The organism is Paucibacter hankyongi (assembly GCF_037482915.1).
Lineage (GTDB): Bacteria > Pseudomonadota > Gammaproteobacteria > Burkholderiales > Burkholderiaceae_C > Paucibacter_A > Paucibacter_A hankyongi.
In genome coordinates, this window is record NZ_JBBHJX010000008.1 from 37,650 (window position 1) to 60,756 (window position 23,107).

Sequence of the window (23,107 nt, forward strand, 5' to 3'; positions counted from 1 at the left end):
AGGGCTGAGCCTCAAAGATCAGCGCTTGACCGCAGCAAACGGGTCGCCCGGCTTCCAGGCGGGCAGGGCGTCGGCGTCCGCAATGGCGCGGCCCAGATTGAGGGTGTATTGCGCTTGCTCGCGCATGCCTGAGAGGTCCCAGCTTGGGTCATAGGTGTCGCTGGCCTGGTGGTAGCGCGCACCATAGGCGCGGCGCTTGGCGGCCAGGCTCTCGGCGTCGCCGAGGTACTGGCTGCCGCTGCTGACCGAGAAGGCCGGTACGCCAGCGCGGGCGAAGCTGAAGTGGTCGCTGCGGAAGTAATAGCCGCCGGTGTCGATGCGCGGAGGCGCAACGCTCAAGCCCATGTGCTCGGCCACCCCAGCAACGACGGTATCCAAGTTGCTGCGTTCGGCGCCGTGGGCGCCGATGTCGCGGGTGCGACCGACGAAGTTGAGGGTGTCCAGGTTCAGCGCCGCTGCGGTCTTGGCCAGCGGCCAGAGCGGGTGGGCCGCATACCAGGCGCTGCCCAGCAGGCCTTGTTCTTCTGCGGCCACCCACAAAAACATCTGGCTGCGCCGCGCCGGCTGGCGCACGGCGGCTTGGGCCATGGCCAAGAGTGCGGCGCTGCCGGAGGCGTTGTCCACTGCGCCATTGAAGATGACGGTCTTGTCGCCCTGCAACTGCTTGCCCAAATGGTCCCAATGGGCGCTGTAGATCAGCAGCTCGTCTTTCAGCTGCGGGTCGGTGCCGGGCACGAGGGCGGCGATATTGTCTTGTTGCAGCGCGCGGCTGCGAGCCGCCAGCTTGCCGCTGAGTTTGAGCGCTAGCGATTGGGGCTTGAAGTCGCGGCCTTCGGCGGCGGCGCGCTGTTGGGCCAGGTCTAGCCCGGCGGCGGCAAACAGCTTTTGCGCAGCGCCTTCACTCAGCCAGCCTTGCAAGGCCAGGCCCGGCTCTTTGCCGGCGAGTTGGAATTGCTCGGCCAAAGCGCCCTGGCTGACCACCGGCCAGCTGGTTTGGGTGGAAGCTTCGGTGTGGATGACCAGCACGCCCTTGGCGCCACGGCGCAGCGCTTCCTCGTACTTATAGCCGCGCCGGCCATAAATCGTCATCGCTTTGCCGCCAAAGCGGTTTGGCTCGGCCTCGGTGGGGTAGGGGTCGTTGGCCAGCACGATCAGGATCTTGCCGCGCACATCCAGGCCCTTGAAGTCGTCCCAGTTGCCCTCCTCCGGCGCGGTGATGCCGTAGCCGGCAAAGACCAGCTCTGCGTCCTCAAACACATTCAGCGTCTGCCCATTGCCCGTGGAAAACACCCAGTCCGTGCCGAAGCTCAGCGGCAGCGCCGGCTTTTGTTGCTGGGCTGCCTTGACGATCAGTTGGCTCTGATCCAACAAGGTACTGACCCCGATCAGCTGCACCGCTTGGCGATAGCTCTTGCTTTGCTTGTTGCCAGGCTGCAAGCCTAGCGCCTGCACCTGGGTCTCCAAATAGGCCACAGTCAAGTCGCCGCCGCGCTGCCCGGTGCCTCGGCCCTCGAACAGGTCCGAGGCCAGCAGCGCCAGATGGGCGCGCAGCGGGGCCTCGTCCACTTGGGTGTGTTGAGCTTGAGGCGTGGCGGCGCGGGCTTGCGCTTGCGCCCGTGAGGGCATCAAGCCCAAGCCGATGCAAGAAGCCAGGGTGAGAGCCAGGGGAAGTGAGCGATTGAATTTACGCATGATCCGTGCGAGCTTGCTGCTAGGGCGAAGCCGGCATTAGATCGTGTGCTCGCGTGGTGGGACTTGCGGGCTATCCCCTAGCAGTGGGCCTATATGCTGGCGGCAGAACTGAGCCAGTTAGTCGCAAGCGTCAGCTTATTGATCTGGAAGCCTGAGGATTTGCCATTCAAGGACCGAGCCGCGTTCCCTTGTGTGAACTAGGGGGGCGGGCCGGCACATTGCGATGAATCAACGCCGCTGACCGCTGAGCCCCTGAACATGAGCCCAAGCAAGAGCCGAATCGGTTCGCGCTTCTGAGATTCCTCTTCACCCCAAAACCTGGTGGTCACCATGAAAATCGCGATATCGACTGTCTTTGCACTCGCCGCTGGCCTCCTGATGTGCGGCGCCAAAGCCTCCCCTGTTAACTATGCCTTGGGCGCACCGGCCACGGCCAGCAGTTCCTATGAGCAAAGCGGCTACGCGATCAACAAAGGCAATGATGGGGATCTCAATACGATCTGGAATGGCGGTGACTGGGGCGCGTGGTGGCAGGTCGACCTACAGGGCGCAGTGCAACTCAATCAAATTGTGGTCAGCGCCATGGATGGCCCCGGCTATCACATCCACTTCGTCGTAACCGCAAGTCTAGATGGCATCGACTGGACGGACGTTGGCAGCGCCACGGGGACGGGCAACCCGTGGTCGTTCAACTTTGCAACGCCTGAGTTGACCGCACGCTACATCCGCTACACCACTCTTGCGGAGAGTGGGTCCGACTGGGCCACTTTGGCTGAACTGCAAGCGTTTGGCGACTCAGCCGGCAGCGTAATACCAGAGCCGAGCAGCCTGGCCCTCGTTGGCCTCGCTTTGTGTGCCATCGGTGTGGCTCGTCGTCAACGGGCTTAGTTCGGCGACCTGTTCGAATCCGCTTGGCCGGGATCTGCGTGGGAATTCGGGGGCTAGGAGTCAAGTGATCCACCAAGGCAGCGAGTAAATTGGGCGCGAAACTCCGGGGATCCGAATGGAGATAAAGCCCGCACCAATCTTTCCGTTCGTGCTACCGGAATAATGCACGACAACAACTGGTGAGAACTCCGATGAATCAACTGGAATGATTGCTGCGTGCCCAAGCTCAACCTGTCGAAGTACCAGCCATATGCCGCCATTGGGAACACCATTGGCTAGCGGACAGCCCTTGACCACGCCTTCCGTAAATTGGCTCCTCAGCAACACCCGGGCGCGCTGGCGATGCAGTTTCACTATCCCATCGCCAGCAGAGGGTGAGTCCTCAGCGCCATCACGCGCAAGTTCCTCAAGTTCCGTTCGCTGCAGCACCACAGTCGCGTTGCCAAAAGGATATGCAACACATGGGGCAGTCGCCGAGGTTCTAAGGCCAATCTCCTTGCTTTCGTTCACGTTCTGGCCTGAAGGTGGTTGTTCTGGCTCAATCGCGAAAGACGACAGATGGATGGCAAGTGCGGCAAGTGGGAGCAATCGCAATTTTCTGACTCCTAACGAGGCTGTCCAATAACGCCAAATCCACCGCCACCCTCATCCCGGGAGGGCGACTGATGGTTTGCGAAGGCGAATGGCTGGTTTCATTGGTGATTTGAAGCTGTGCGCTGCAGTATCGGCGCCTGAGCGATTGTGCCGCTTGTTGACCGCGTTACTGCCGCCTGGCTTGCCCGCGCAGGTTAAGACGATTCAACCGCTTGTTGTTCCGCAGGTTCGCAAACACCGGCTCCACGGTGCCGATGCGTTGGCTGTACACCTGCCGGCCTCGCGGGGAGTCGATGGCCTGGCGCATGAGTTCGCTGGGGTGACTGAAGTCCATGAGCCTGGGGAAGACGCGGGCGACTTGGGGGGCTTGCTCGTTTGTGGCGGCCTTTTTGTCGTCCATTTTGGATCGGCGCTTCTTCAGGCATTGCCCGCGTAGCGCGCAAGCTGCACAGTCGCTGGCCTGGGCGATGTAGGTCTGGTACGGGTGTCCGCTGGCCGAGAGATGCACACTGCGGTATCGGCTCGATACTTGGCGTTCCGGGCAGGTGGCGGTGTTGTCTTCCCCATTGAAGTTGAAGTCCTTGGGCCTGAAGAATTTGATCTCTGTAGGCGCACCGCTGGCCTTCTTGTCCGACAGGGGGTCAGGCTTTGCCTTGTGCTTGTCTCGACCTTCAAAGCGCTCATAGCGCTTGCGCATCTGGCCATCGGCGCTCAAAGTCGGGGTGACGTTGTCATGCAGTTGCTGCACATTGGCATCGCTGTGGTAGCCCGCATCGGCGGTGACGAGCGTTTCGCTGTCGCTCCAGGGCTGGGCTCGTTCGATCATGGGAGCGAGCATGGCCTGCTCCGAGCCTGAAGTGGAATTTCGGGGTCAGGTCATAAACCTCAACCCACGATTTCTTTGCGCTCGGTCGATGTCGCAGCTCTCGCTCCCGCCTTGGCGATCAGCGGGCTCACGTGAGCCACCGTCAGGCCGTTCTCCGCGGCCAATGCGGCCATTGCGCTCTGTGGATGCAGGCGTTCCTCCGCGCCTCTTCACGGGAACCTCAGCGTCGAAGCCGCTGCTTGCATGTGCATGGGCGGGTCAATCTGCTTTCGACAGGCGCTGCGCGGCGCGCAGCAATAGTCGGTGTTGCGCCTCAATCAGCGCGGGGTTGGGATCATGGCCCGCCCTTGGCACCAGGGTGAGCGATTTTTCGGGCGCACGAATGCTGTCTACAAACCGCTGCGTGACCGTGAGCGGCGTCAGCAGATCCTGGTCGCCTTGGATGAAGTGCATGGGGATGCGGTACTCGGGCCCCAGCGCTGGCAAGTCGATTTTGGACAGCATGCCGTCTCCGGCAAGTCCGACGAACTGCAGGAAGGAATACTCTTCGCCTTCTTCCGTGGCCGCTTGGGCCTCGGCGCTTTGATACCGAGCCTCGGCCTGCCACCAATCGCGTGGAGCGGGCGAGGAGGTTTGGGACTCATAAGCCCGAATGGCACGGCGCAACACGCCGAAAGCGCGCGGGTCGCGGTGCGGCGGCGGGCCGATGGCTTTCAGCGCGGCGACCGTGCTTGCATCGCCGGCCGCCTCTGCCAAGGCGAGTGTTTGCGCGAAGCTGGCCTTACCGTTGGCCTCTGCGCTGACCATCTGCGCCGTTCCCACATAGGCGGCAAACAGGTCGGGCCGTTGCTTGGCCATGTGCACGCCCAGCACCGAGCCCCAAGAACTGCCCATCAGCAAGACCTTACGCTGGCCGAATTGCTGTTGCAGTTGTTCCGTCAACTCCAGGCCGTCGGCCACCATGCGCTCCAGCGTCAGTGGGGCTTGCGCCTGCTCGGGGTTCTTGCCAAAGCTAAGGCCGGCACCGCGCTGGTCCCATTGCACCAAGACGAAGTCGCGACTCCAATGCCCGTAAATCTTCTTGGCAATAGGGCTGAGCGGATTGCCAGGGCCTCCATGCAAAAACAGCAGTACCGGCTTGCTGCTGTCTTGGCCGTGGAGGGTGACCCATTGCTCGATCCCGCCAATGCGACGAAAGCCTTCTTGGTCTATGGGCGTGGCGGCAATGGCCGTGTTGCCAGCGCTGAACAGGCCGAGCGCCAAAACAAGGGTGAGGGCACCGAACAAACGGCGGCGAGGGAATGCAGTGTTCAAGAGGGCGACCTTGGCATCGAGAAAGGGCCGATGTCGGCCCTCGAATTGGCTGAAGCAGCCGCACTGTAGGCAAGGCGCGCGGCTTCCTCAAGCTACCGAAGACAGACTGCAATTGGGTATGACAGGCTGCGCCAAAGACGGAAGAGCGTTGATGGCGAGGGAGTTCAGGGCCAGGTCTTGCCTTTGGATTTGAGTCTTGCCCCCGAATTCACAGCACCGGGCTTGCGCCTTGGCTGCCTAGGCTTGGCCGGCCCGGTTCATCGCGCCTCGGCCAAGCCTTCCGCTAGCGCCTCATACACTGCCCGAATCCGCCTCGAGGTGCGCAGCTCGCGGTGCGTCACCAGCCAGACGGGGAAGCGCACCGGTGGCACCTCGTCCAGCACGCGAACCAGCCCAGGCGTTGCTTGGGCAATTTCGTCCATCATGGCGCCGATGCCCATGCCCTGCTGCACCAGGGCCAGGTGGGGCACGGAGTGATCGCAATAGCAGCTGAAGTTGGCCTCGGTGAGCGGCAGGCCGTGCTGGCGCAAGAAGCCCAAGAACTGGCCTGTGCGATCGGTGCCCACAAAGGGCAGGCGGGCTGCCTCTTCGGCGCTGCGCGGATGGCCGTTCGTTTTGACCCAGTCCTCCGAGGCGTAAAACCCGGCCGTCGCCTCGCGGATCAGTCGAGCGATCAGGTCGAGCTGATCGGGCTTGACGTGGCGAATCGCGATATCGGCCTCGCGGCGCAAGAGGTCGCTCAGTGCATTCGACGAAATCACCTCGATGGCGATGCCGGGCTCTTGGCTTCGCAACTGCCGCACCAGCGGCGGCAGCAGGTGCGCGGCCACAGCGTCGCTGGCCGAAACGGACACCACGCCCTCGACGGCCTGTGAGCGGCCGGTGGCCGCCAAGTTCATGGCGTCGGCGGCGGCGCCCATCGCGCGGGCATGCTCAAGCAACTCCATGCCGGTGGTGGAGAGCACCATGGCCTTGCCCACCCGTTCGAACAAGGTCACGCCCATGCGCTGCTCGATGGCCGCCACCTGGCGGCTCAGCGTCGGCTGGGTCAGGCCCAGCTTGCGCGCAGCCGCCGACAGCGAGCCGGTTTCGGCCGTCTCCAAAAACGCCCGGAGCTGGTTCCAATCCAGTTTTTCCATACGCGGATGTATATGTCCTGTGCAGATTTCGGCGTTTCCAGCGAACGCGTGCATAGATAGTATGCAGCTGTCTTCCCCAAACCGGATTCCGTCCGCAGCCCCCATGCCGTCTCCCTCCCTTGCCCCGCGCGCCGAAACCGGCTCGCAAGCGCCCACCACCCCGGACGCCGTCGCCCGCAAAGCGCGCTTCTGGGACCGCATCGCCCGCAAATATGCGGCCGACCCGCTTGCCGATAGCGCGGGTTATGAGGCCACGCTGGCCCGCGTACAAAGCCTGCTCTCCGCCGAGCAAGACGTGCTGGAACTGGGCTGCGGCACCGGCAGCAGCGCGCTGCGGCTGGCGCCCGGCACACGCCATTTCTTGGCGACCGATGTGTCAAGCCAGATGATCGATATCGCGCGTGAGAAGCTGGCCGCCCACCCTGTGCAACAGCTCAGCTTCGCGCTGGCCGATGCCGACGCGCCCGAGTTCGCGCCGGGCGCTTATGACGCGGTGCTGGCCTTCAATCTGCTGCATCTGGTGGATGATCTCGACCAAGCGCTGAGCGTTGCCAAGCAAGCCCTGCGGCCGGGCGGTCTCTTGATTTCCAAGACGGCCTGCATCGGCGAGATGAACCCGCTCATCCCCACCCTCGCATTGCCGCTGATGCGCGCCATCGGCAAAGCGCCTCATGTGCTGTGCTTCAAGGAGCCGCAGCTGTTGGCTGCGTTTGCGCGTCAGGGGCTGGAGGTGCTGAATGTTGAGCGGCACGGTACGCGGGGCAAAGACATCCGCGCCTTCATCGTGGCCCGCAAGCCGAGCTGAGCTTGCCCACTCGCCGCGCCATGGCGCAGCGGCCAGCTTTCTCAGAGCTGCTCAGTTGTTGTCGTCGCTCAGCACCTTCAGGCTGGCCTTGTCACCGTAGAGTGACTCGTAATGCAAGGTGATGGACAGGCGCTTGAGCATGGTCGTCAGGGCTTCGGCCGACATGCCGCAAGCCTCATGTCCTGACAAGACCTGCTGGCGTTGGTTGACCCGGTAGAAGTGCACCAGACTGCCCGTCCCCGTGCAGGCCGAACGCAAGCCCAAGGCCTTGGCGGCATCGTCGATGGTGGCCATGGGTCGACCGTCGACCCGAATGTCTGCGTGGCTGACGCGAGCTGGCCCCAGGCCATTGTTTTGCACCAGCACAATCCAATTGCCGTTTTGCTCGGTGTTGATCTCGGTGTCCAGAATGGGTTGAACCATCAGGCGGTTGTGCTTCTGGATGGCATAGCCCTGCCACAGGGTCGCGGCCAGTGCGCAGACCGACACGACCATGGTGCGGGTGCGAATGGCCGTCACCGAGGCCCACATGCGTGACTTGCCTGGCGCTGGCGTGGAAGCCTTGGAATTGAACATGTTCTTATCTTTGAATATGGCTCAACGTAGGGGCTCGAGGTCCAGCGGCGCCAAGGCCAGCAAAGCCGCACGGCGAGCGGCTAACGCTGATTCCAGCGGCATCATCCAGAAGTTGCCAGGGCGGCGCCAACGGTCATGGCAAGACATCCACTGCCCTTGAGAGTTACGCAAGCACCAAGCCATGGGCATCACAAAATTGCCTTCGCGCTCGCCCGAGCGCCAGGCTGAAATGCCCACCATCGTCCAAGTCTCTTCTTGGCCACCCAAGGACCAGATCACCGTGTCGCCCTGAAGGCTGCTGTGGCGGAGTTGCTCGGTGCCTTGGGGCCCTTCGTATTTGCAGCTCAGTTCGCGATCTTGGCTCTGCGTGACTGGCACCTGCACTACTTGCTTGGAGAGCTCTCGCTCTTTGGTTTCGCACCGCCAGCGCTCGGTTGGGCCGCCAGCGGGGGTGAACTCAAAATTGAACTTGGCCACGCGCGAGGTCTTGCGCTGGCCCAGCAAGCCGAGGTCCCAGTTGTCGGTGTCGGTCCAGCTGCTGGTTCCTCCCGTTTGCGCGGCTTGGTGGCCGCAGGCGCTGCGTCCTGGCCCCCCGTTCACCGTCTTGCTTTGCATGGCGCACAGCTGCGCTCGCTGCTGCACCTCTTCTGGCACCAGCAACTGCACCGGGCCGGTCGTGACGCAGGCGCTCAACAGCGCCGCAGGCAGAAGCAGGGCAGCCAGGCGTGCCGGGCGGAAAGCCTTGAAAGTGGCGGCGGCAAGGGAGGACATAAGCAAGCGACAAAGTTTTGTGATCCGGGGACCGCACGCTAACACGCGCCCCGCCATGCCAACTAAGCACCATGAGCACCACAATGGGGGAGGGCTCAGTGGCTTGGGGCTCGCGTGCCGGTGACCAGACCCAACAAGGCAGCCAGCACCCGGGCCCGCCAAGGCCTTCACTTCGATTGGAGATCCAGGCCTTGGCTCTGCAGCGTCGGCTTGCAATCATCACGATGCATGCCTTCAAGAAAGTCTGCGATGACTTGCGTGCTCAGTGTTTCGGTTCGGCGGGACACACCATGCCCCGCAAAATTCATATGCGTGGCCCCCTCAATCACCGCCAGCCACTTGCAAGCGGCGGGCATGTCTTGATACGGCTCGGTACGGGTCTGCCAAGAGGCGCCTCCGAGCTCGCTGTCGCGAGTGCCCGTGATCGACAGCACAGGGCGCTTAATGTCTGACCAAGCGTTGCGGGGGAATATCGTGCCAGCCCCTTGTGGAGACAAGGCAATGTAGGCGCTGAAGCCATCTGCGCCTTTCACGCCCAGCTTGTTTCGGGCGCCGGCCTCCATCATCGTGGTGGCGGCACCCATGGAGTGGCCGATCAATATCGACTCGGGTGCATTGCATCGGGACGCGGCCCATGCCTTGGATGCAGCGATGTCCATGAATCTTCCGCGATAGGCCTTGGGGTCGGTGATCAATTCCGACAGCCCGGCCCGCAGACCATGGCCACGCACGTGCTCGCGCAAAGCGTCGCGCCCGCTTTCCCGGTGGCCGACCACCAGCGTCAGGTAGCCGAGGGCCGCCATGGCCTCGCCGAGGTATTGGTAGCCCTTCTCAGAGCCCCCCGCCCCCGGTGAGACGAGGGCAATGCCCTTGCAACCCGCAAGCTTGGGCGAGTAAGCCGTCACGGTCACGGCCTGTTGATCCTGCCGCGAGAGTGAAATCGTCTCCTGGGCGACCGCTGCCCTTGTCATCAGCAGGGCAAGCCCAGCCAAAGAGATGCGGAAAAAAAGCTCACTCATTCGAAGCTCCTTGGCGGTCTCGTTCAACAGGTGGCGCAAATGGGGTCAGGTCTTGATTCGTTAACAGCGGAAGGCTTGGACGAACGATTGAAGACTTGACCCCAGGCTGTGCTACTTGGCTAACGGATGTGTGCACCATTGCTGCTCGCATGGCACGCCGTCATGGTTGCCATCCATTTTTACGCCCGGGCAGTTTGCAAGGAAGTACCTTGCCTCATTGCATGAACGCATCTGTGAACAGTGTTGACGACCATCGCAACGGAAGCCAGGGTCTCGAGGGGGGGCGGTTGAAGGACGCTCTTCGGCTTGCCTTGGACCGGCATATGAAGGCGAAACTGAAGCCGGCGGGGCAGAGGCAGATTGCACTGCGGCGTCGCTGAGACGCTTTTTTCGCTCGGCGTTCAATTCATCCTTCGTGGGACGGCGCAATGGTGCGTCTGCAGGGCACGGGCTGCTTTGGAAGGTAACTGTTCCGTTGATGACGCACTTGTGTACTGCATTTGCTCCATGCCCAAGCTGAGACAGCACCAGCAATGTCAAGCTTATTGCAATGCGTTGGAGGTAATCGACTGCCATGTTTGGGTAACGAAGCGCTGCGTTGAGGATGGAGTGCGACGATTAACGCGACGCGGGGTCAGGTCTTAAATCGTTAGCAGCAGAAGGGTTAGGCATTGCCAGCCCCTCAATGGTGAATCTTCTCGCCCTTGCTGAGCATGTCGACAAACTGAGCAATCATTTTTGCGCGAGTCTCCGGTCGTTTGACGGCCTGAATACGAAAAAGGATTGCATATCGATTTTGACCGTTGAGCGTAGCAAAAAACTCCTTTGCCTTTCGATTCCCATCAAGTGCCTGCTGTAAGTCTGGCGGCACTCTCGCGGTATTGGCGGACTCATAAGCCGCGTTCCAGCGCCCATCCTTCTTCGCCCGCCCAATTTCTTCCAGTCCGGCGGCACGCATCCGGCCGGCAGCTATGAGCGCCTCTGCCTTTGCCTTGTTGATCTTTGACCAGATGCTCTTGGGAGCTCTTGGAGTGAAGCGTTGATGCCAATAGTGCGCATCTTCAGCCCGCTTTTGACCATCGATCCAGCCAAAGCAAAGTGCACTCTCTACGGCTTCCGCGTAGGACACGGTCGGATGCTCTGCTCCCTTCTTGGCGAGGCGGAGCCATACGCCTGGAGCCTCCGCGCCGTATTGCTCGAGCCAACTTTCCCACTCGGCTTGGGCTTTCATGCTGAGGATTGCGGTGCTCATGTGTCTCTATGAGATGGCGACCGTTTGACATGAGGGGCAGACGACGGTGGCACCGGCTTGGATATGGAGCCCAAACCTGGACCGCCGTTGTTTGTCCCCTCGATGGAGTGGTTAGGCACGGGCATTCTCGAGCTCTCGCTGAACTGACTGAAGGCACTCGGCGTTCCGACCGAACGAAAGCAGAGAAACTGCTTGTTCGTATGAACGCCACCGATATGCCTTGTGCTCAACTGAGAGCACTGGGGCGACTGCATTCGGAAGGACCGAATAGAAAACCAGCTCAGTAACCTCAGAGGAATAGCCGCCATATGAAGCTCGCCACTCCTGCCTGATGGGAAAGCGATGTTCAAACCCACTCGGACGCGCGCCAGGGATGGCGATGCAAGTCTCCTCTTCCACCTCGCGAATGGCGGCTTGCTCATAGGTCTCGCCATCTTCGAGGGCTCCGGTTACTCCTTGCCAGAAGTCCGGCAACGCCAGATCCGGACGCTCGTTCCGTTGAAGCAACAAGTACGACAGACCAGATTCACCACGAACGGTCAAGAAGACTTGGACGGAGAAGGGGCGACGCATTGAGGGGTCTAACTTGTTGTATACCGGCTTCGACCACCGTATATCAAAGCTGTTGTCGTAATAAACGCCTGCTCGCACAGGTAGCTAAGTGCTTGTCGATACAGCCGTTCTTTGTTGATCAACTGTTTTTTCATGCGGTATTCATGTTCACGCAAAAAGCCGCGCTTGTTACAAATTCCCTGAGGTGTTCGCTCGGCTCCTTCAGGCGAAGGACAGGGGCACATGATGCCATCAGTTCAAGGCGTTATTTCTGAGCTTGGAACCAGTCGGTCAGGCATCCCCTCAGACCTTTTCATGCCGCCATCGAGTTGAACTTCAGAGGCTTGAATTGATCTTTCGGGGTAAGCCAGATTCTCAAGGGCAGCACGACTGAAAGCGTCGATGGCCGTGGACGAGTGCAGGGTTCCGAAACAGCCTTGGTGCTGCTTGGCTGCTGAAGCTGGCCATTGAAGATTCGCGCGCCACACGCCTGCTGGCATGATGCCCCCAGCTTTCTTTCTACCTGCCTGCCACCCCATGCCTACCCCCCAACCCTTCGCCGCGCAAGCTCGCCGTCACGTCCTGCGCACCTTTGTCACCGGCTTTTTGACGGTGCTGCCCTTGGTCGCCACGCTGGTGCTGCTGGGCTGGGTGATGTCTTTGTTGATGGACTATCTGGGGCCCAAGAGCGTGTTAGGCCACACGCTGGGGCGCGTGGGGTTGCGGTTGACGGAGTCGCCCTTGGCGGCCTATTTGATCGGCCTGGGCGTGGTGCTGGTGTTTGTGTATCTGCTGGGCCTGCTGGTGGAGACGCAGTTGCAGCGGCGGGTGAAGGCGCTGCTGGAAAGCCTGATTGCGCGCATTCCGGTGATCAGCACGGTGTACGACTTGCTCAAGCGCATGATCGAGATGATGTCCAAGCGCGATGAGGCTGGCGTGCGGGCGATGGCGCCGGTGTGGTGCCACTTCGGCGGCGTCAAGCCCGAGGGCGGCGCGCTGGTGCTGGGGCTGCTGTCCAGCCCGGACCCGGTGGACATTGGCGGGGTGGCTTACCTCGCGGTGCTGGTGCCCACCGCGCCGGTGCCTGTGGGCGGCGGCTTGTTTTACCTGCCGCAAGATTGGGTGCGCCCCGCCGAGATCGGCATGGAAGGCCTGACCAGCCTCTATGTGTCCATGGGCGTCACCACGCCCGAGGTGCTGGGCGGCAAGCGCTGAGACCGGTCTGCGCTGGCGCGTGAGGGCGGATGAGTTGGGAATCAGTGGTGCAAGTCTTGATTTCCAAGGCCTTGACGCCGAGGCCAAGAGTCGGCCAGAGATCCGCTGCTTTGAGGGACAGGCATCTCAGGACTGCCACTTTCTCCGCCTCTCTGGTGCCTGCGAAGTGCAGGCCAGCCCAGTTCCGCTTACCATGTGTTCAGGGAGCATCTAGGCTGAAAAAGCCAACCGAGACTTCGACCATGTCTGATCCGAATTCGGCATCACGGTCCGTCGCGCTTGATGCGCCTGAAACACCTGAAGCGCTTGAACACATCGATGTCGAGCTCGGCCTGCAGCAAGCACGTGCCTACCTCACGGGTTTTGAGCAAGCGCATTTCTCCCATCATCTGCAAGCCATACGCGCGGCCAACCTGAACGGAGAGCAGGCGATAGAGCTTGAGTGTTTGCAGATCATGGCCGCGTCGATGCAGGCCGATTCCAACCCAAATCAATTGCTGCTCAAGGCCCGCGAGTTGCTGGGCATGGCTCAAGCCCGCGGGGCGCTATTGGCACAAGCGGCCGCTTGGCGGGCGATTCAGTGGGTGCAAACCCGGCTGAAGCTGCATCATGCGGCGCTCGAAAGCGTCGCCATGGCCGCTGAGTTGTACCAGCGCAGCGGCCACCCGGCGCTGGCGATGCTGATGCAGGTCAGCCGCTGCCCGGTGCTGTTCATGGCCGAGATGTACGCCGAGTTGCGCCAGGCCACGACCGAGCTCTTGCAAGAGGGCGCCGAGCTGACCCCGGCGATGTACCAATTGCTGCTCAACAACAAGGCGTCAGCCGCCTATTACTTGGCCAATGAGGAAGGCAATGCTTTACTGGCCAAGACCTATTGGCAGGAATGCCTGAGCACCCATCAGCAAAGTCTGCTGTTCACCCAGCAACATGGTTTGGCCTATGCCGAGTTGGTGGCGCATTTGAATTTGGCCGTCGTCAGCGCCACATTGGGCCGAGCGGAGGATTGCCGCATGCATCTGGGCTTGCTGCACGAGCAATGCCAGGGCAAGCCCATGCAAGCATCTTGGCTGCTCTGGGAGCGGGTCAGCAAGGTGCTCTTGCAATGCCATGAAGGCAGCCGAGAACAAGCTTGGCACGCCTTGCTGGCGCTGGATGCCGAGTTGGTCAAGGCGCCCGCACATGGCATTGGCCACCGTGACGCGACCTTGCAGGCCATGCGGGTCTTTGGTGAGCGCTGGGGCTATTTGGATCAGGCCTTGCGCGCCAGTCTGATGCAGCTCAAACAAGAGCGGAGCCGCAAACGTGAGCTGGCGCGAGCCCTGGGCGAAACCGTCAATGCGGTGATTGAGCGGCCCAGGCTGTTGCAGGAAAACGAGCAACTGACTCAGCACGGCAGCGAGCTTGAGCTCTCTTTGGCACAACGCAACCAAGAGCTCAGCGCAGCCTTGGCCAAGGTCCAGGCCGAAGCCAGCGTGCGCGCTGCGGCCGAAGCCGCCTTGCAGCAAGCGCATGATGAGTTGGAGCAGCGCGTGCGCCAACGCACGGAGGAGCTGGAGTTGGCGATGCGGGCCCTGATGCAGCAGGAGAAGCAGCTCGCTTTGAGCCGCATGGTGGCGGGCATGGCGCATGAAATGAATACGCCGCTGGGCAATGCACGCATGGCGGCCAGCGCCATTCAGGAGCGCAGCCAAGAGTTGGGGGAGCAGATGGCCCAAGGCAGCTTGAAACGCAGCCAGTTGCAAGAGCTCTTGGCAGGGCTGAGCGAAGGCGGTGCCTTGATGGACCGCGCGTTGGAGCGAGTGGGCGATCTGGTGCAACGCTTCAAGGCTTTGGATCAACCCAGCAGCCCCGAAGTTCGCAGTGAATTCGATGCTCGAGAGCTGATCGAAACCCTGAGTGCTAACTGGCAGCATCAACTGCAGCAACGCGGCGCGACCCTGCAACTTGAACTGCCCGTCGCCTTGAGCGTGCGTGGCCATCCGCAAGCGCTGCTGCAGGTCTTGCAGCAGTTGTTTGAAAACAGTCTGCGCCATGGCTTGGCCGGTCGCAGCGATGGCCAAATGCGGCTGGCTGCACACAGTGATGGCGGACAGTTGACGCTGCAATGGCAGGACGACGGTTGCGGCATTCCGCCAGAGCATCTGCCACGCGTGTTTGAGCCTTTTTTCTCAACACGCCTCGGTCAAGAAGGCGCCGGCCTGGGCCTCACCATGGTGCACAGCTTGGTCGTCGACCTGATGGGCGGGCAGATCCACGCGACCAGCCCGGCCCCAGGCCTCAGTCGGCCCGGTGGCGCCAGGTTTGAGTTGAGGCTGCCGGTGTGAGGGGCTGGCTTGGATATTGCTCGACATTCAAGGTGACTGCGCTGGCGGCATCAGGGGGCCTGAGCACGAATTTCCACGCACCTGCTGGTTCAGCGCGGCTTGACCCGCGCCCCGTCCGTCAGGCTTTGCGGCGGATACACCACCACCGAGGTGCCGGCCGAGAGGCCCTTGGCAATCCAGGCCACTTGGTTGTTGCGCGCTTCCAGTTGCACCTCGCTCAGACGGGCTCTCCCCCCCTCGACCTTGAACACCGCATGCCGGCCCAGTTCGGCGCCCGGCAGCGGGAACACGGCGCTGACCGGTACCAGCAGCGCACCGTCCTGGCGGCGCGTCATCACCTTGACCGCAACGCGGTAGCCGTCGCCCAGGCCTTGGCGCTGCGCCAGCGGGCTGCTCAATGCGATCTGCACTCGCACGCGCTGCTCTTCCACACCCAGCGCCGAAACCTTGGTGAAAGCACCCGGCTCGACCCGGCTGACCTGGCCCGCCAAGGTGCCCGGCCCGCCCCAGCGCTCGATGCGCACCGGCTGGCCCGCCTTGAGCTGCAGCGCATCGCTGCTCAGCAACTCGGCCACCACCTCCAGCCGGACGGTGTCGCCCAGCTCGATCAGCGGCATGCCCAGCGCCACCATGGCCTCGCTGGGCTGCTGCACACGCAAGACCTGGCCCCCAACCGGCGCGCGCAGCTCGAAGCTCTTGGCTGAGCCCAGGCCCGGCCCCGCGTTGTGAGCGCCCAGCGCCGCGCGCGCCTGGGCCAGCTCATAGCGCGCGATCTGCGCTTCGGCCTGGGCGCTGGCGCGCTCTTGCTGGGCCGCTTGCAGAGCGAGCTGGGCATCGTCCAGATTGGCCTTGGAGATAAAGCCTTGTGCCGCCAGCGACTCGGCCCGCTGCAGGCCATGCTCGGCCTGCTCCAGCGCCACCTGGGCCGCGCCCAGGCGGGCCGCAGCGCGCGGCTGGGCTGCGGCAGCGCCATCGGCGCGTGCGCCCAGTTCGGCCAGGCTGCGCGCATCCAGCAGCGGCGACAGCGTCGGCTGCAACTGGCCCAGCACGGCACCGGCCTGCACCGTGTCGCCCTCCTTCAGCGTGGGGCGCAGCCAGCGGCCGGCTAGCGGGGCCGAGACCTGGTAGCGGTCCAGCACGCGGGTCTTGCCGTCCTCCTCGATGCCGGCCTCGAACAGGCCTGGCTTCGCCTCGGCCAGCTCCACCAGCGTCGGGCGCGGCGCCAAGGCCCAGCCCAGCAGGGCCACCAGCACGGCGGCTGTGCCGGCCAGCATCCATTTCGTCTTCGTCTGCATCGTTTGCTACTCCCTCGTCTTCAAGGCGGCTACCAGATCGAGCTGGTCGATACGCCGCCGCACCACCAGCGCGCTGGCCAGGCCGGCGCCCAACACGGCCAGGCCGGCCCAGGCATAGGTGCGCGGCTGGATCACCACCGGAAACATGAATTGGTCGGACTTGAGTGCGCCCACCAGGCCGTTCGCCAAGCTCCAGCCCATCAGCATGCCCAGCGGCAGCGCAATGCCGATGACGAGGGCCATCTCGCCTAGCAGCAGGCCCGAGACCTCGGCGCGCGTGAAGCCCAGCACGCGCAGCGAAGCCAGCTCCCAGCTGCGCTCGGCCAGCGCGATGCGCGCATTGTTGTAGACCACGCCCACCGCGATGACGCTGGCGAACAGGGTCAGGATGGTGCTCATGATGCGCACATTGCGCGCGCTGATCTCCTGCAAATTGCGCACCAAGATGGTCTTGCTGAAGCTGCCGACCACGCGCGGCAGGGCTTTCAGCGCGCGCAGCAGCTCGCCCTCGCGGCCGCGTTCGGCGATCAGCGCGAATTGCGAGGCCACATCGCCTTCGCCGAGCAGGCGGTTCAGCGCGCGGCGCTCGATGTAGGCGTTCAGCCCCATCATTTCGCGCACCGTGGCTTCGAGCGGCAGCGCCAGCGTGCGCACCTGGCCTTCCAGCAGCTCGACCTGCACCAGGTCGCCGACGCGCAGGCCCAGCTTGTCGGCCAGCCGGTCGGTCATCACCAGGCCGGTGCTGCTGGGCAGGGCGGGGCGGCCGTCCATATCGACGATGCGGCGCGCCTCGGGCTGCTCGGCCATGCCTTGCAGGCTGCCGCGTTCGCTGCGCGGCCCGTGGATGAAACGCACCGCCACATCGCGGCCGGATTCGATGCTGAGCACGCCGGGCAGGCGCGCCAGCTCGTGGCGGGCGCTGTCGCTGCCGGCCTCGGCCATCCAGACGATCACGTCCGAGCGCATCGTCACATTGAACTGCGCATCGACGATGTAGTCGATGGCGTCGCGGAAGAAGTTGCCCAGCACGACGATGGCCACCGCCACCGCCACGCCGGCAATCGACAGCAGGCTGCGCCAGGGCCGGCGCTCCATTTGGCGCAGGATCATGCGCAGCGGCACGCTGCCGCGCACACCGGGCAGGCGCTCCAGCAGCGCGGCCTTGTAGCGCCCGGGTGCAGCGGGCCGCATCGCCTCGGCCGGGGCCAGGCGCACCGTGGCCCCGATGGCATTGAGCGTGCCGGCCACCGCCATGAGCACGGTCACCGCGCCGCTCATCAGCACCAGCGAGGGCTCCAGCACATGCGTATAGCTGCGAAAGCGGAAGAACTCCGCGTACAGGCCCGTCATCATGACGCCCAGCGTCTTGCCCGGCGCCATGCCTAACAGCAGACCCAGGCTGACAATCACCAGCACCAGCTTCAGGTAGTGCACGGCGATGCTGCGGTTGGGATAGCCCAGCGCCTTCAGCGCCGCCACTTGCTCGCGCTGCGTGGCCACCAGGCGCGACACCACCACGTTCAGCAAAAAGGCCGCCACGCCCAGGAAGATCACCGGCAGCAGCGTGCCCAGCACTTGCTGCTCTTTTATCTCGGCGTCCAGCATCGCGTGCGAGGTTTGGTCGGCGCGGCCATAGGCCTCGCGGCCGCCATAGGGCTGGAGCACCTGGCCCAGCTCGGCGATCACTGCCGCCTCGGAGGCGCCCGGCGCCAGCTTGATCGACACGCGGTTGAAGGCGCCGCGCATATCGTAGGCGCCGGCCAGCAGCTCGCGGTCCAGCCAGACCACGCCGAAGCCGCGCATGTCCGGCAGGCCGCCCAGGCCGGCAAAGATGTATTCGGGCGAGAGCACCCAGCCCACCACCACCAGCTCGCGCTGGCGGCCGTTGATCAAGGCCGTGAGGCGCGCGCCGGGAGCCAAGCCGCGCGCTTCGGCAAAGCCGGCGGACAGCAGCACCTCGATGGCGCTGGCGCCGGCCGGCTGCTCGCCCAGGTCGCGGCCGCGTTGGATGAAAACGCGGTTCATGCGCGGCTCATGGCGCGGGTCCCGCCCGATCAGCTGGCCCAGTACCGGCTCATCAACGCCCGCCAACTCCAGCCGCACCAGATGCTCGATGCGGGTCTGCACGTCCAGCACACCGGGCAGCTCGCGCAAGCGCTGCTCCAGCGCCAGCGGGGCGCGCTTGACGCTGGCAAACACATCGGCAAAGCGGCCCTCGGCGTAGAAGGCATCGCGCGCCAGCGCCAGCGAGTCCACCGCCGACAGCGTGGTCAAGAAACCTCCCATGCCGCAGGCCACCACCAGCGCGATGGTCAGCGCCTGGCTCCACATCAGGCGCAGGTCGCGCAGCAGTTTGCGGTCGAGTGCCCTCATGAGAAAAGCTACCAGCTCAGTTCGGCGGGCGAGCGCTTGTGCTCATTGCGCTCAATGCGCAGGATCGCGCCGTCGCTGAGGTAGATCACGCGGTCCGCCATCGCTGCAATCGCCGCGTTGTGCGTGATCACCACGGCGGTGGTGCCGAGCTCCTTGTTGATTCGCGCGATCACCTCCAGCACCAGCTTGCCGGTCTGGTAGTCCAGCGCGCCGGTGGGCTCGTCGCACAGCAGCAGATCCGGCTTCTTGACGATGGCGCGAGCGATGGCCACGCGCTGCTGTTCGCCACCGGAGAGCTGGGCCGGGAAGTGATCAGCCCGCGGCAAGAGGCCGACCAGGCCAATGGCCTCGTCCACCGGCATGGGCTGGCTGCAGATGTCGGTGACCAGTGCCACGTTCTCGCGCACGGTCAGGCTGGGGATCAGGTTGTAGAACTGGAAGACGAAGCCCACATGCTCGCGCCGGTAGCGCGTCAGCTCCGCCTCGCTGGCGCCGCTGAGCTGATGCTCGGCAAAGCGCAACTCGCCGGTGCTGGGCACGTCCAGCCCGCCCAGGATGTTCAGCAGCGTGGACTTGCCGCTGCCCGAGGCGCCCAGCAGCACGATGAACTCGCCGCGCGCCACGTCCAGATCGACGCTGCGCAGCGCATGCACGGCGGTATCACCGGTGCCGTAGGTCTTGCTGAGGCCACGGGCAAAGAAGACCGGCGGCTCGGCCGATGGCTGTTGTTCTGCTCCCATGCGCCCAGCTTCGCAGCGTGCCGCCTGCAAGGCATTGATAGACATCAAGCCAGCCAGAAAGAGCCGGCGGCGCCGGCCTTGGAGAGAGACCGCAGCCTTGCCTTAGGTGTGAAGTTCAGGGCGCATGGCTGCTTGAGCCTCAACCAAACGCACCTCGCGCCCATTCAGCCGCTTGGCCAGCGCGGTCGCCATGCGCGCGGCTTGGCTGTAGACCGTCATCTGCGGATTGGCGCCAATGCTTGTGGGGAAGATGGAGCCGTCGTGCACCGAGAGGTTGGCGATCTGCCAATGCTGGCCATCGGGCCTCACCACGCCCAGCTCGGCCGAGCCGGCCATATTGCAGCCGCCCATCACATGGGCGCTGCCGATGGTGGTGATATAGGGCCGGTAGGGCAGGGCTTGGATGGCGGCTTGGGCTTCCTTCCAGCTGCTGTAGGCGCTGGCCATGTCGTGGGCGGGGCGCACGGTCTTGGCACCGGCGGCGAACTGGATCTCGGCCATGGTCAGGTGGGCGCGGCGGGCGCCGTCCAGCAGGTAGTCGGTGATGGGGTAGTCCAGCACCGGGCTGCCGTCGCTCTTGAGCTTGACGGTGCCGCCATGGGCTTGCGGGTGGAAGCCGTCACGCAGCAGGCCGATCAAGACGCTGGTGTGCGGGAAGTCTTTGGCCTTGTCCACCAAGGTTTGGCCGAGGCCGCCGAGATTGGTCATGGCAAAGCCGGGGTGCACCGGCGCGGTTTCCAGCTTGTAGCCAATGGGTCCATTCATTGCCTGGGTGTGCAAGAAATGGTCAGAGAAGACCGCCAGCGGCGCGCCGGCCCAGCCGTTCACGGCCTCGGGCATGACGCCGCTGCTGGCCACGGTGGGGTGCAAAAAGGTGCGCTTGCCCAAGAGCTGATGCGGGTCAGGCAACTGCGAGCGCATCAAGAGCGCGGGCGAGTTGATGGCGCCACCGGCCACCACATAGTGCTTGGCTTTCACTTGCAGCGTCGGTCCGGCAGCGCTGCCGTCGGGGTGAATGGGCTGGCAAGTTAGGCCCTCGATCTGTTCACTGCGCCAAGCGAAGCGCTCAGCACGGGTCTGCACCAGCAGGCGCGCGCCCAGATCGAGCGCGGCCGGGATGGTGGTGACCAGCATGGATTGCTTGGCATTGGTGGGGCAGCCCAGGCCGCAAGAGCCCAGGTTCCAGCAGCCTTTGACATTGCGGTTGATGACCGGCGCCGGAATGCCCAGCTTCACCGCGCCCCGCTGAAGCACGCTGTTATTGCCATTCGGCTCGGTCAGCCAGGGGCTGATGTTGAGGCGCTGCTCCACCTGCTCGAACCAGGGCGCCATGCTGGCCGGGCTGACGTCTTTGAGCCCGTAGTTCTGCGCCCAGTAGTTCAATGTGTCGGCCGGGGTGCGGAAGGAGCCGGCCCAGTTCACCGTGGTGGAGCCGCCCACGCAGCGGCCTTGCAGCACCGGCATGGCCTGGTCGGCGGTCTTGCGGCCGCCGCCTTCTTGGTAGAGCTGTGAGTAGGCGTCGGACTCGCGCTGGCGGAAGTCGCTGCTGGACTTCAGCGGCCCTTCTTCAATGATCAGCACCTGCAAGCCGGCCTTGGCCAGCAGCTCGGCGGTGATGCCGGCGCCGGCGCCGCTGCCGATGATGGCCACATCGCAGTCGATGCGCTCGGGCAGCGCTTTCTGTCCAGGGCCAAAGACTTGCCAGCCGCGCGCCAGGCCTTCTTTGATGGGGTCTGCAATCGAGCTCATGGAATGGTCCTCGGTCCGGGGTAGCCGACCAGCGCCCAACTGCTCGGGTCATTGAAAAACATCAGCGTATTGAGGTCGCGCAGCGCGTGATAAACCTGCTGGCGCAGGCTCATGCTGGACTGGCTCATGGCCTGCAGCGCGGCTTGCACCTCGGCCACCGAGGCCTTGGACCAGTCGCTACTCAGGCCCGTTAGGCCCAGGCGGCCAGGGGCGGTGTCCAAGAGCATCAAGACCTGCGACAGCTCGGCCCGCAGGGCCGGCGGGAAGCCCGCAATGCCGGCTTCGAGCTGGCTCAGATGCAGCGTCAAGCGCGCCTCGCGGGCAGCGGCTTCTTGCGGCAGCAGGCCGTCGAACAAGGCCAGGGCCACGGCGCGCATCAGCTGGCGCGCGGGTTCGCCCAGCTTTTTGTTGTCCTCATGCAGGCCGGGCTTCATCAGCAGCGCGGCCGCGCCGCCGGCCACCGCCAGCACCACGCCGGCGCCCAGGCCCAGTTTGAGAAGGCTGCGTCTTTGCATATCAAGCGATCTTTTTCAACAGACCCAGCAAGCGGCTGAAGGTCTTGCCATACGGGGGGTAGAAGAGCTTGGTGCCGGCGAAGCGGGCTTGGCTGAAGATCGGCTTCTCTTTGCTGAAGGTGCGAAAGCCCCACTCACCGTGATAACTGCCCATGCCGCTGGCGCCGACGCCGCCAAAGGGTTGCTCTTCTTGGCCCAGGTGCCAGATGCAGTCATTGATGGTGACGCCGCCGGCATGGCTTTGCTCCATCACGCGCTGCTGCATGGCGCTGTCTTGGCCGAACCAATACAGGGCCAGCGGGCGCTCGTGTCGGTTGATGTAGGCCAGCGCTTCGTCCACCCGGTCATAGGGCACGATGGGCAGCAGCGGGCCGAAGATTTCTTCGCGCATCACCGTCATCTCATCGTTCACATCCAGCAGCAGATGCGGCGTGAGCGCGCGGCCGCTCAGCGGCCCTTCGTGCGAGGGCAGCAGGCGTGCGCCGCGTGCGCGGGCGTCGTCCAGCAGGCCTTGCAAGCGGGCGCGGTGGCGTTCGCTGGCGATGTGGGTGTAGTCGGCATTGCCCTCCAGCGCGGGGAACATCTTGCGCATGGCTTGCAGAATGGCTTGGGCCAGCGGCTCGACCATTTCGCGCGGCACCAAGAGGTAGTCAGGCGCCACGCAGGTTTGGCCGGCATTCAGCAGCTTGCCGTAGGCCAGGCGCTCGGCCGTCATTTGCAGGTGGCAGCTGCGGTCCACCAGGGCCGGGCTCTTGCCGCCCAGCTCCAGCGTCACCGGGGTCAGGTGTTGCGCGGCGGCTTGCGCCACATGGCGGCCCACGGCGGTGGAACCGGTGAAGAACAGATGGTCAAAGGGCAGCTGGCTGAAGGCGCGGCCCACATCGGCGTCGCCGGTGATGACTTGCATTTCTTCGGGGGCGAAGAACTCGGCCACCATCTTGGCCATCAGCGCCGAGGTCGCGGGCGTCAGCTCCGAGGGCTTGATCATCACCCGGTTGCCGGCGGCCAGCGCCGCCAGGGCTGGCGCCATGGCCAGATAGAAGGGGTAGTTCCAAGGTGCTACGACACCGACCACGCCCAGCGGTTGGCGCAGCAGCTTGTTGCTGGCCGGCAAGAAGTGCAGTGCGGTGCTGACACGGCGTGGGCGCATCCACCGGCGCAAGTGCTTTTGCGCATGTTTGGCACCGGATTCGACGGTGAACACATCGGCCAGCAGGGTTTCTTGTCGGGCGCGGTTGCCAAAGTCCTTGGAGATCGCGTCGGCCAATTGCTCCGCGTACTTGCTTGTCATCAAGCGTACGCGCTGCAGGCGATCATGCCGGCGGGCCAAACTGGGGTACATCTCAGCGCGAAAGGCCGCCCGCTGCAATTCCAACGCCAGATGCAGGCGTTCTTGCAAGGTCTGGTTCATCGCAGTCTCCGGTATGTTCTTGTCGCACAAGGCTAACCGCAAGCGCGCCATCGGCCA

At 63.8% G+C, this 23,107-nt stretch carries 21 protein-coding genes; 4 read left to right on the top strand and 17 right to left on the bottom strand.

The features are described from left to right. Nucleotides 1–18 precede the first annotated feature (18 nt). Nucleotides 19–1,692, bottom strand: coding sequence for a M28 family peptidase (locus WG899_RS13195; protein WP_339596116.1), 1,674 nt, complete (start codon nt 1,690–1,692; stop codon nt 19–21). Between the two features lie 330 nt (nt 1,693–2,022). Here WG899_RS13195 and WG899_RS13200 point away from each other — a divergent pair, with 330 nt between their 5' ends. Further along, nucleotides 2,023–2,580 carry a discoidin domain-containing protein gene (locus WG899_RS13200; RefSeq protein WP_339596117.1) on the top strand — a complete coding sequence of 186 codons (558 nt, stop codon included), beginning with the start codon at nt 2,023–2,025 and terminating at the stop codon, nt 2,578–2,580. A 60-nt stretch (nt 2,581–2,640) separates the two neighbouring features. On the opposite strand, the gene WG899_RS13205 is transcribed toward WG899_RS13200, so the two are convergent. The 4 genes from WG899_RS13205 to WG899_RS13220 all read right to left on the bottom strand — a co-directional run bounded on the left by WG899_RS13205 (nt 2,641) and on the right by WG899_RS13220 (nt 6,453). Beyond that, nucleotides 2,641–3,174, bottom strand: a complete 534-nt coding sequence (locus WG899_RS13205; protein ID WP_339596118.1) for a hypothetical protein — start codon at nt 3,172–3,174, stop codon at nt 2,641–2,643. Between the two features lie 166 nt (nt 3,175–3,340). Then, complete coding sequence (locus WG899_RS13210) at nt 3,341–4,012, bottom strand: transposase (protein ID WP_339596119.1); 672 nt, start codon at nt 4,010–4,012, stop codon at nt 3,341–3,343. A gap of 246 nt (nt 4,013–4,258) precedes the next feature. After that, entirely contained in the window at nt 4,259–5,314 is a 1,056-nt protein-coding gene (locus tag WG899_RS13215; protein ID WP_339596120.1) for an alpha/beta fold hydrolase, read from the bottom strand. Nucleotides 5,315–5,571: 257 nt separating this feature from the next. Continuing rightward, complete coding sequence (locus tag WG899_RS13220) at nt 5,572–6,453, bottom strand: LysR family transcriptional regulator (RefSeq protein WP_339596121.1); 882 nt, start codon at nt 6,451–6,453, stop codon at nt 5,572–5,574. Nucleotides 6,454–6,556: 103 nt separating this feature from the next. Between WG899_RS13220 and WG899_RS13225 the strand changes: the two genes are divergently transcribed. Continuing rightward, nucleotides 6,557–7,258 carry a class I SAM-dependent methyltransferase gene (locus WG899_RS13225; RefSeq protein ID WP_339596122.1) on the top strand — a complete coding sequence of 234 codons (702 nt, stop codon included), beginning with the start codon at nt 6,557–6,559 and terminating at the stop codon, nt 7,256–7,258. 51 nt (nt 7,259–7,309) lie between these two features. Here WG899_RS13225 and WG899_RS13230 read toward each other — a convergent pair whose 3' ends face one another. From WG899_RS13230 to WG899_RS22385, 6 genes are all read right to left on the bottom strand, one after another. Next, nucleotides 7,310–7,834, bottom strand: a complete 525-nt coding sequence (locus tag WG899_RS13230) for a hypothetical protein (protein WP_339596123.1) — start codon at nt 7,832–7,834, stop codon at nt 7,310–7,312. 21 nt (nt 7,835–7,855) lie between these two features. Continuing rightward, complete coding sequence (locus WG899_RS13235) at nt 7,856–8,605, bottom strand: hypothetical protein (RefSeq protein ID WP_339596124.1); 750 nt, start codon at nt 8,603–8,605, stop codon at nt 7,856–7,858. A gap of 167 nt (nt 8,606–8,772) precedes the next feature. Further along, nucleotides 8,773–9,651: an alpha/beta hydrolase family protein gene (locus WG899_RS13240; RefSeq protein ID WP_339596125.1), complete on the bottom strand. Its 879-nt coding sequence runs from the start codon at nt 9,649–9,651 to the stop codon at nt 8,773–8,775. Nucleotides 9,652–9,735: 84 nt separating this feature from the next. Next, complete coding sequence (locus WG899_RS13245; protein ID WP_339596126.1) at nt 9,736–10,200, bottom strand: excalibur calcium-binding domain-containing protein; 465 nt, start codon at nt 10,198–10,200, stop codon at nt 9,736–9,738. A gap of 106 nt (nt 10,201–10,306) precedes the next feature. After that, nucleotides 10,307–10,876 carry a YdeI/OmpD-associated family protein gene (locus WG899_RS13250; RefSeq protein WP_339596127.1) on the bottom strand — a complete coding sequence of 190 codons (570 nt, stop codon included), beginning with the start codon at nt 10,874–10,876 and terminating at the stop codon, nt 10,307–10,309. A gap of 111 nt (nt 10,877–10,987) precedes the next feature. Then, nucleotides 10,988–11,449 carry an NUDIX hydrolase gene (locus tag WG899_RS22385; RefSeq protein WP_444718847.1) on the bottom strand — a complete coding sequence of 154 codons (462 nt, stop codon included), beginning with the start codon at nt 11,447–11,449 and terminating at the stop codon, nt 10,988–10,990. 516 nt (nt 11,450–11,965) lie between these two features. Between WG899_RS22385 and WG899_RS13255 the strand changes: the two genes are divergently transcribed. Next, nucleotides 11,966–12,643, top strand: a complete 678-nt coding sequence (locus tag WG899_RS13255) for a DUF502 domain-containing protein (protein WP_339596128.1) — start codon at nt 11,966–11,968, stop codon at nt 12,641–12,643. A 242-nt stretch (nt 12,644–12,885) separates the two neighbouring features. Further along, complete coding sequence (locus WG899_RS13260; protein ID WP_339596129.1) at nt 12,886–14,967, top strand: sensor histidine kinase; 2,082 nt, start codon at nt 12,886–12,888, stop codon at nt 14,965–14,967. An 89-nt stretch (nt 14,968–15,056) separates the two neighbouring features. Here WG899_RS13260 and WG899_RS13265 read toward each other — a convergent pair whose 3' ends face one another. The 6 genes from WG899_RS13265 to WG899_RS13290 form a co-directional block, all read right to left on the bottom strand. After that, the gene (locus tag WG899_RS13265; RefSeq protein ID WP_339596130.1) at nt 15,057–16,262 is read right to left on the bottom strand and encodes an efflux RND transporter periplasmic adaptor subunit; all 1,206 of its coding nucleotides are present in this window, start codon (nt 16,260–16,262) and stop codon (nt 15,057–15,059) included. Nucleotides 16,263–16,268: 6 nt separating this feature from the next. Further along, nucleotides 16,269–18,635, bottom strand: a complete 2,367-nt coding sequence (locus WG899_RS13270; protein ID WP_339596131.1) for an ABC transporter permease — start codon at nt 18,633–18,635, stop codon at nt 16,269–16,271. An 8-nt stretch (nt 18,636–18,643) separates the two neighbouring features. Beyond that, the gene (locus WG899_RS13275; protein WP_339596278.1) at nt 18,644–19,375 is read right to left on the bottom strand and encodes an ABC transporter ATP-binding protein; all 732 of its coding nucleotides are present in this window, start codon (nt 19,373–19,375) and stop codon (nt 18,644–18,646) included. A gap of 102 nt (nt 19,376–19,477) precedes the next feature. After that, nucleotides 19,478–21,124 carry a GMC family oxidoreductase gene (locus WG899_RS13280; protein WP_339596132.1) on the bottom strand — a complete coding sequence of 549 codons (1,647 nt, stop codon included), beginning with the start codon at nt 21,122–21,124 and terminating at the stop codon, nt 19,478–19,480. Then, nucleotides 21,121–21,639, bottom strand: a complete 519-nt coding sequence (locus WG899_RS13285) for a hypothetical protein (RefSeq protein ID WP_339596133.1) — start codon at nt 21,637–21,639, stop codon at nt 21,121–21,123. The genes WG899_RS13280 and WG899_RS13285 overlap by 4 nt, the downstream gene beginning before the upstream one ends. 1 nt (nt 21,640) lies before the next feature. Further along, the gene (locus WG899_RS13290; protein ID WP_339596134.1) at nt 21,641–23,050 is read right to left on the bottom strand and encodes a coniferyl aldehyde dehydrogenase; all 1,410 of its coding nucleotides are present in this window, start codon (nt 23,048–23,050) and stop codon (nt 21,641–21,643) included. Between the last annotated feature and the right edge of the window lie 57 nt (nt 23,051–23,107).

Excerpts from the sequence above, each read along its gene's own strand:
- WG899_RS13270 (WP_339596131.1), bottom strand. The coding sequence starts at position 18,635 with ATGAGGGCACTCGACCGCAAACTGCTGCGCGACCTGCGCCTGATGTGG.
- WG899_RS13260 (WP_339596129.1), top strand. The coding sequence starts at position 12,886 with ATGTCTGATCCGAATTCGGCATCACGGTCCGTCGCGCTTGATGCGCCT.
- WG899_RS13230 (WP_339596123.1), bottom strand. The coding sequence starts at position 7,834 with ATGTTCAATTCCAAGGCTTCCACGCCAGCGCCAGGCAAGTCACGCATG.
- WG899_RS13265 (WP_339596130.1), bottom strand. The coding sequence starts at position 16,262 with ATGCAGACGAAGACGAAATGGATGCTGGCCGGCACAGCCGCCGTGCTG.
- WG899_RS13250 (WP_339596127.1), bottom strand. The coding sequence starts at position 10,876 with ATGAGCACCGCAATCCTCAGCATGAAAGCCCAAGCCGAGTGGGAAAGT.
- WG899_RS22385 (WP_444718847.1), bottom strand. The coding sequence starts at position 11,449 with ATGCGTCGCCCCTTCTCCGTCCAAGTCTTCTTGACCGTTCGTGGTGAA.
- WG899_RS13255 (WP_339596128.1), top strand. The coding sequence starts at position 11,966 with ATGCCTACCCCCCAACCCTTCGCCGCGCAAGCTCGCCGTCACGTCCTG.
- WG899_RS13220 (WP_339596121.1), bottom strand. The coding sequence starts at position 6,453 with ATGGAAAAACTGGATTGGAACCAGCTCCGGGCGTTTTTGGAGACGGCC.
- WG899_RS13275 (WP_339596278.1), bottom strand. The coding sequence starts at position 19,375 with ATGGGAGCAGAACAACAGCCATCGGCCGAGCCGCCGGTCTTCTTTGCC.
- WG899_RS13210 (WP_339596119.1), bottom strand. The coding sequence starts at position 4,012 with ATGCTCGCTCCCATGATCGAACGAGCCCAGCCCTGGAGCGACAGCGAA.
- WG899_RS13225 (WP_339596122.1), top strand. The coding sequence starts at position 6,557 with ATGCCGTCTCCCTCCCTTGCCCCGCGCGCCGAAACCGGCTCGCAAGCG.
- WG899_RS13280 (WP_339596132.1), bottom strand. The coding sequence starts at position 21,124 with ATGAGCTCGATTGCAGACCCCATCAAAGAAGGCCTGGCGCGCGGCTGG.
- WG899_RS13285 (WP_339596133.1), bottom strand. The coding sequence starts at position 21,639 with ATGCAAAGACGCAGCCTTCTCAAACTGGGCCTGGGCGCCGGCGTGGTG.
- WG899_RS13200 (WP_339596117.1), top strand. The coding sequence starts at position 2,023 with ATGAAAATCGCGATATCGACTGTCTTTGCACTCGCCGCTGGCCTCCTG.
- WG899_RS13290 (WP_339596134.1), bottom strand. The coding sequence starts at position 23,050 with ATGAACCAGACCTTGCAAGAACGCCTGCATCTGGCGTTGGAATTGCAG.
- WG899_RS13245 (WP_339596126.1), bottom strand. The coding sequence starts at position 10,200 with ATGGCAGTCGATTACCTCCAACGCATTGCAATAAGCTTGACATTGCTG.
- WG899_RS13195 (WP_339596116.1), bottom strand. The coding sequence starts at position 1,692 with ATGCGTAAATTCAATCGCTCACTTCCCCTGGCTCTCACCCTGGCTTCT.
- WG899_RS13235 (WP_339596124.1), bottom strand. The coding sequence starts at position 8,605 with ATGTCCTCCCTTGCCGCCGCCACTTTCAAGGCTTTCCGCCCGGCACGC.